Annotated in this window: 8 protein-coding genes and 1 pseudogene; 7 read left to right on the forward strand and 2 right to left on the reverse strand. The window is 33.7% G+C overall.

Annotation, left to right across the window (positions count from 1 at the left end):
- Nucleotides 1-108 precede the first annotated feature (108 nt).
- The 4 genes from J4050_RS14835 to J4050_RS14850 all read left to right on the forward strand — a co-directional run bounded on the left by J4050_RS14835 (nt 109) and on the right by J4050_RS14850 (nt 3,168).
- Complete coding sequence (locus J4050_RS14835) at nt 109-576, forward strand: hypothetical protein (protein ID WP_208155407.1); 468 nt, start codon at nt 109-111, stop codon at nt 574-576.
- Nucleotides 577-618: 42 nt separating this feature from the next.
- Nucleotides 619-780 (forward strand): hypothetical protein, encoded by a 162-nt coding sequence (locus J4050_RS14840; RefSeq protein WP_208155408.1) that lies wholly within the window; start codon nt 619-621, stop codon nt 778-780.
- Between the two features lie 189 nt (nt 781-969).
- Nucleotides 970-2,289, forward strand: coding sequence for a serine hydrolase domain-containing protein (locus J4050_RS14845; RefSeq protein WP_208155409.1), 1,320 nt, complete (start codon nt 970-972; stop codon nt 2,287-2,289).
- A 153-nt stretch (nt 2,290-2,442) separates the two neighbouring features.
- Nucleotides 2,443-3,168, forward strand: coding sequence for a DUF6090 family protein (locus J4050_RS14850; RefSeq protein ID WP_208155410.1), 726 nt, complete (start codon nt 2,443-2,445; stop codon nt 3,166-3,168).
- Between the two features lie 48 nt (nt 3,169-3,216).
- On the opposite strand, the pseudogene J4050_RS14855 reads toward J4050_RS14850, so the two are convergent.
- Nucleotides 3,217-4,188: pseudogene (locus J4050_RS14855) on the reverse strand (IS110 family RNA-guided transposase); the annotation flags it as partial.
- 348 nt (nt 4,189-4,536) lie between these two features.
- Here J4050_RS14855 and J4050_RS14860 point away from each other — a divergent pair.
- The 3 genes from J4050_RS14860 (at nt 4,537) to J4050_RS14870 (ending at nt 6,767) form a co-directional block, all read left to right on the forward strand.
- Complete coding sequence (locus tag J4050_RS14860) at nt 4,537-5,484, forward strand: hypothetical protein (RefSeq protein ID WP_208155411.1); 948 nt, start codon at nt 4,537-4,539, stop codon at nt 5,482-5,484.
- A gap of 60 nt (nt 5,485-5,544) precedes the next feature.
- Nucleotides 5,545-6,033: a YybH family protein gene (locus J4050_RS14865; RefSeq protein WP_208155412.1), complete on the forward strand. Its 489-nt coding sequence runs from the start codon at nt 5,545-5,547 to the stop codon at nt 6,031-6,033.
- Between the two features lie 215 nt (nt 6,034-6,248).
- Nucleotides 6,249-6,767 carry a RidA family protein gene (locus J4050_RS14870; RefSeq protein ID WP_208155413.1) on the forward strand — a complete coding sequence of 173 codons (519 nt, stop codon included), beginning with the start codon at nt 6,249-6,251 and terminating at the stop codon, nt 6,765-6,767.
- A gap of 630 nt (nt 6,768-7,397) precedes the next feature.
- Here the strand turns inward: J4050_RS14870 and J4050_RS14875 are convergent.
- On the reverse strand, nt 7,398-7,648 hold a 251-nt coding region (locus J4050_RS14875; RefSeq protein WP_208155414.1), incomplete at its 5' end, for a hypothetical protein.

Below are 7,648 nucleotides of genomic sequence, written 5' to 3' on the forward strand. Positions count from 1 at the left end.
GACCGATGAGAACACATTCGCCAAAGGCGAACTTTAATTACTACGTGCTTCGCACTATCGTCCTTAAAGCAAGGTGTTCTCATCTGCAGGGTTAATTTAAAAAAAATTATGAAAAAAATAGTATTACTAATTCTGGTTTCAATTTTTGTGATTTCATGTAAGAACGAAACCAAAAAAGCAGAGGATTCTAAAACCAATGAAAATCTGAAACCTGAAATTGCTAAAATTCAAGAAGAAAATTTTGATTTGAGAAACGACTCAATAATATTCAATAGTGGAACTATAGAGAATTTCGACAAGAATGGTAATTCAATTGACGTTTATTGGATTGGAGAAGAAAAAGACACAGTATTGAGATTTTATCGAAAATATGATGAAAACAAAAAGTTGATTGGAGCTGAATATTACGAGCAAGGCGATACTGAACCAAGTAGAGATACTGTTTATTTAAATCAAGACGGACTGAAAGTCGAAGCTTCTCTAAATACCGAAAATCAAATTTCATGGAAGTCAACAATTACAACTGACGAAAATGAAAATCCTGTCCTAAAAACCTATGAAAATGGAAAAGGCTAATATCGTGGATTAGATAGCTTGTTTTTTGATAAACAAAATCGTGTGATAAAAGGGTTTTATGAAAATTCCAAAGGCAAACGATATAGCATCAGAACCTATGAGTACGTTAAATCCGATGATAATGGAAATTGGACCGAAAGAAAGATGTTTAAGAACGATACTTTGAGACAAAAACATGTCCGAACAATTACTTATCACGAATAAAAAACTAACTACAACAACGGCTATAGTTCATTACGGCTGAAATCCCTAATCGGAATTTCGAGCCTTTTTGCTAAATTTATGGTTTGCTACGCCAGTCGCTTCGCTCGTGTCGGCGGAATGATACTCGCGTACTATTCCGTAACAAAACCATAACCAAGACCGCGATGTAGCTAATTTAAATCAATCATTATGAGACAAACATTTTTAATTTTTACTTTATTAGTATTAGTTTCATTTCTTTTTTCAGAAAAAATAATAGCCCAAGATAATTTCATATATCCAAGTAATAATTGGGAATACACTACAGAAAATTCCCCTTGTAACCCAATGAATTTATTAAAACGTTATGTGATTGACAGCTTAAATACGACTGGTTTATTAATCATTAAGAGCGGTAAAATTGCTTTTGAGTATGGTGATACAGAAGAAATAAGTTATTTGGCTTCGGCAAGAAAGAGCGTTTTAAGTATGATGTACGGAAAGTATGTTAGTAATGGGAAAATTGACCTTAATGCTACTCTTGCGGAATTAGGAATTGATGATGTTAATTCACTTACGGAAAGTGAAAAACAAGCCACAATAGACCAAATAATAAATGCAAGGTCTGGTGTTTATCTTCCAGCTGCAAACGCAGGTTCTGGCGCAAATATGCCGAAAAGAGGTAAATTTAAACCTGGTGAACATTTTTATTATAACAACTGGGATTTCAACGTAGCAGGAACCATTTTTGAACAAAAAACCGGAAAAAATATTTATAAAGCTTTTCAAGATGAACTTGCTATTCCATTAGGATTTCAGGATTTTAAGTTGACCAATCAAAAGAAGTATGGGAATGATAAATTATCCATTCATCCTGCTTATCACTTTTATTTCTCTACCAGAGATATGGCTAGACTAGGATATCTAATGTTAAGAAAAGGAAAGTGGAATGACGAACAAATCATTCCAGAAAATTGGATAGATAAAACAACTACAATGGTAAGCAAAACTGGAGATTACGGTCTTTTTAAAGGTTACAGTTATATGTGGTGGTTGTATATTGATTCAGATTATAAATTGCTCGAAGGTGCTTACACTGCTGCTGGAGCTTGGGGACAATATATAACTATTATTCCAAAACTAGATATGGTTATTGCTCATAAAACTAAAAGTGTATATGAACGTAGAACACCTATTCCAGCATATGACCAATTTCTTCTCAAATTAATCCAAGGTGAAGAGCAAGTACTAAACTCTACTAAAAACATTGACTACAAATTATTTACTGGAAATTACACTGATAATTCTATAGAAGGACAGCCAATGAATCTTGAAATAGTATTAGACGGAGAAAACTTAAAAATAAAAGGTCCTATTTTCCCTCAACCTGTTAATATAATTCTTTGTAATGAAACAACGGGAGTACTAGATGCAGCTCAAATGGGCTATCCATCATTGTCTTTTAAAAAAGATGAAAACGGAAAAATACTTGGATTTAATGTGATGAACATATTTATAAAGAAAAACTAGCTACAACAACGTGTATAGCTCATTGCGGCTGAATTCCTAATCGGAATTCATTGCAATTTGCTATCTTTCGGTTACGGCGGAAAATCATAGCTGATTTTCCGCAACGAGCCATAGCCAAAACCGTTGTGCTTCATTATAACCAACCATTAACCAATGATAAAATTCTTTAGAAAAATTAGACAAAACTTGCTTATAGAAAATAAAACTGGAAAGTATTTGAAATATGCTATTGGCGAAATAATTCTTGTGGTTATTGGTATTTTGATTGCACTTCAAATCAATAATTGGAATGACGCACATAATCTTACAAATAAGGAAACAAGTCTTCTAATTGAAATGAAATCGAATTTAGAATCGGATTTAGAAGGTCTTAAGTGGGATATTAATAAAAATAAAGGCTTATTAAAAGCCAACCGCGGTGTGCTTAAAAGTTTGAATGATGGGGTTTATCACGATTCATTAAATCTATACTACACATGGATAAAGGGAAATACTGTCTTTATTAAAAATACTTCAGCCTTTAAAAATTTAGAGTCTTTTGGACTAGACATTATAAAAAATGACAGTCTACGAATAAAAATCACAGATTTATATTCTACACAATATGAATATATAAGGTATATAGAACAAGTAAGAGATGAAAAATTTCAATTTGAACAAATTATACCTCAAATTAATAAACACTTAAGATTGAATTCTGAAAATTTATATCAACCAATTAATTTTGAAGAGCTCTCACGGAATAATGAATTTAAGTCAGTTATTAAATTAAATTGTGATTTGAGAAATTATATAATCATAACATATAAAGACATAGAGAAAATGATTTCTGAACTTATTCATGCAATTCAATTAGAGCTAAAAGACAAAAAGAGATAACGAAAAAACAACAAAGTACTGTGATAAAAACCAAGTAAAAAAGTATGAATTTTTCACTAAAGTACTTCGATAACTATCATCGTATACCAATCCTGATTTTGCTATTGCAAAGGCCTGTTTCAAAAGCTTATTACACACAGCTATCAATGCTAGTTTTTTACTCTTTTCCTTGGCTATAATTCGCTCATAAAGATCGCGACAGGCCCTGTCGTCGTATTTACAGGCATTGAAACTGCACATAAGTAATAAATTTCTAAGTTTTTGGTTTCCTATCTTGTTGATCCTTGCACGTACTTTTACACTGCTTCCACTTTGTCGTACCACTAGGGATAGCCCAGCATAACTACAAAGCTCACCTGAATTTGTAAATCGCTCAAAGCCTCCTGTCAGAACAACTAACATCAGTGCAGTCTTCCTTCCTATTCCTGGTATAGTTTCTAAACGAGTCAATAGATCTTGGTGTGATTGTTTGACCAATACCAATAGCATGTCCCCTAATGTCTTAATCTCCTTCTCTACCTGTTTTAAGCTTAGTTCTAACGATCTTACGACACCTTTACTTAGCTCACCTAAAACAGCCTCCCCATGCAATTTGTTCTTTAGCATTGTGCTCTGCTTTGTGTAGCATGAAAGGGTTCTGGAAATCTGAAAGCATTCTTGCTCTTTTTTAGATTGACCCGTCCAAAGCTTCAATTCTACCTGCTGGGCATATGCGCATATAAATTTAGAATCACTCTTGTCGGTCTTTATCTTGGACAGCTTCATTTGGATAAATCGCTTTACAGACAATGGGTTTTCTACCGATACCTTTACACCTGTTTCTAACAAATGGTAAGCCAGCTGATAGTGATAATAGCCTGTAGATTCCATGAAACAATGACTGTCCAGTTCCAAAAGTTCACTAAACTTTTTAAAGCCCAGCCCATTGTTTTTAAACTGATAGTAATTACCATCCGAATCAGATACATCGAACGCCAACTGACTGATGTCAATACCAAAATATTTAATACCTTTATTTATAACAAAATGTTTTTGGAAAGGACAATCTACGCGAGTTTCAACGACTTAAAATCGAGGTCCATAGCCTCATAATACTGTACGGAATTTGGGTAGAAAAGAGAGGGGATTTTCAATGTTGACGAGATCTACCTCTCTACGTGTATATTAACCTTATTCCTCTCTTTTCTATTTATAACTCCAATTTAATAGATTGTAAACTTAAGACGTGTATAATTAATTGCTTTGGCAAGTGCTTATTTGGAAAATTCCTTCAGAATTTTCTATCTGTGATTTGTTTACTAAATTGGTGCTAAAACACGCAACTGACCATACACCGAATCGTTGGTAATAATTCAAATAACAACAAATATGAAATTAAAACATAAACATTCAATTATTGTTTTTACAACATCACTTCTCTTTCTATTAGCTTCATGTAAAGAAAAGAAGGAAACTCAATTAGAAGAAAACGAAAAAGTGTCGGAAAAAAACTATATCGAAGTAATAACCAACGGAATGGACTTCGAAATGGTGGACGAAATTAATTCAGGTTGGACTACTTTTAAGTATATAAATAAATCTTTCGAGCCACACTTTTTCATATTAGAAAAAATGCCTGACACTTTGGGTTTAGAAACATATAAGAAAGATTTATTTCCTCCATTTACTTCCGCATTTGATTATTTTGAAAAGGGAGACATTGAAGCTGGCATGAAGGAATTTGAAAAAATACCTGAATGGTTTTCTAAAGTAGAGTTAGCCGGCGGAGTTGGCCTGACATCGAAAAAGACAACATCCACATCGACATTATTTCTTGAACCCGGAACCTATGTATTGGAATGCTATGTAAGAATGCCAAATGGCATGCCACATACATTTATGGGTATGGTTAAAGAACTTAAAGTAAGAGAAGAAACTAATAGTAATGCTGCTCCTAAAGCCGACTATAACATAGATATTGAAAGCACAAAAGGAATCACTTTTATGGACTCCCTAAAATCTGGAAATTATACGATAGCTGCAAAATTTAAAGACCAAATGCAGTATGAACATATGATGGGACATGATGTAAATTTAGTTAATATTGAACATGATAGTTTGATTTCTACTTTGGGAGATTGGCTTAACACTATTGACTTTAAATCGTTCAGGTCACCTGCACCTGAAGGACTTTTGTTTTTGGGTGGAGTTGAAGATTTACCATCTGGTAAAACTGGTTATTTTGAAGTAAACCTTAAAAAAGGAAACTATGTACTAATCTCTGAAATTCCGAATGCTATTGAAAGAAAAATGATTAAATCTTTTAAAGTCTATTGAAAATTTAAAACTACTTCCAATAATAGCTGTATTTATTTATAAATCTAATAATATTAAGATATGAAAAAAGTAATTCTATCAATAGTAACCATCTTTTTTATTTCTTGCCATGAGGGAAGAAAAACAGATGAAATAAAAATCGAACATAATAGTGAAATAAATATTGAGCGGGAACTTGAATTAATTGAACAAACGAGAAATTCATTTCAAAAAGCGTTTAAGGAAAAGCGATATGGAGATTTAAACCAATTTATAATGGAAGGGTTTAAAGGGGTCCCACCTGGAAGTGAGGATTGGCAAGAATACAATAGACTTGGTAAAAATCCAACAGGTCAGTTTAGTGTTGATAGTATAAGTATGAGACCACAAGAAACTTCTGTAGTAAGTGATTCAGTAGCTTATGAATTCGGGACAAGTTCAGTATTTTACAAAAACGCTGATGGAGAATCAATTGAATTAAAAAATACATTTCTGATGATTCTTAAAAAAGATAAAATTGATGGCAAATGGAAACTTTACAGAGACGTCTCGTCATCAGTTGTGGAATAAAAACAACTATTGCCAACAATGTATAACCACAATTTACTCACGAATGTCTATTTTTAAGGTGTTCGTCAGTCACAGCGCTCTGGTAGGCGGATTCGACTAAGTCTAAATCCACGCGGAATTGCTACCGTCGGTCTCTGCCGAAAGATTGTTTAACTTTAAGCCATAACTGAAGGATATACAAGACTGTTAGCATACATTATCAAACTATAATAATTATGAAACAATTAATGAAATCATCACTTTTTACACTGCTAGTCTTGGTAAGTTGTAAAAATAGTCAAGATGAAAATGTCAATAATTCTGTTGATTCTAGCGCCAGTATTCAAAAAACAGATTCAGAAGTTTACTTGGAGAAACAGGCTCCGATATTTACACCTTCTGAACTTCCTTATCCCTTTTCAAGTGCAGTACAGGTTGGTGATATCCTTTTCCTTTCTGGCGAAATAGGAGATGCTGGGGAAGGGACGGGAGTTGTCCCAGGTGGAATTGTGCCTGAAACTCACCGTATGTTCGAACGAATCCAAGCTACGCTTGCTCAACACGGACTTAGTCTAGATGATGTCTTTAAATGTACCGTTATGTTAGCCGACATGTCCGAATGGCAAAAATTTAATGAAATATATTCTGGCTATTTTGAGGACGGTAAATATCCTACTCGCTCTGCAATGGGCGTTAAGGGTCTGGCACTTGGTGCTCGAGTGGAGATGGAATGTTGGGCCTATAAGCCTCAATAGAACTAAAAATACTGGGAAATAAGAAACGTATGCTAACACGGTGTATAATTAATTGCGATCGGAATTTCCACTTGGAAATTCCTGCAATCAATTATCTTTAGGGTCAGGCGGATATTTTCCGTTTGAAAAGTCCGCAACTAATCATACACATGACCGATGAGAACACATTATTCATGTCAGTTTATTTTATTTTATAAGAATTCATCTGTTCGCTGCGCTCGGGTCGCCAAAGGCGAACTTTAATCTGCACTGCTTCGCAGTCAAAGGATCTTAAAGTAAATGCACTACCATCTAAATTGTTAAACCAAATTACCATAATAGCATCTCAATAATATATCCCCTTCAGCGGGCTTCGAGCCAAATCGAGCTAGCGAGATTCATGAACACCTCTAAATGAAATAAATTCTGCGTGAATAAAACGTGCACCATCGTCGGTTAAAAGTAATTTAGTTCATGGTATTTCTATTGTATTAAAAAGGAATTCATGAATGCGAAGCATTTGGCCCTGATCCTCGAATTCCTAATCTAATAAATTCTGCAATTAACACCACGCCGAGGCGTGGCTAATTGACAATCAATAATTAGAGATTAAAAGGAAATCGCCTTCTCTAATTATTGTTAAGGAATTTATTATCTTTTCATTCTCATAGCAGAACTACGTTTAACCCTTTGGTTGGCAACAATTAAAAAAATGAATAGAAGAAAAATTTGGTTTTTTAGTTCTTTAATAGTGACTTTTTCCACGATTATATTTTTAGTTATGGGTTCTTCATTATTGATGATAGTATTGGATGATGCTAATTCTATTCCTCTTGGAACTTTTATAACTTGGGCTGGAATGATTGCACTTCCATTATCTGTATATTGGGGAATAAAAGAGT

The organism is Winogradskyella pelagia, from assembly GCF_017581965.1.
GTDB lineage: Bacteria > Bacteroidota > Bacteroidia > Flavobacteriales > Flavobacteriaceae > Winogradskyella > Winogradskyella pelagia.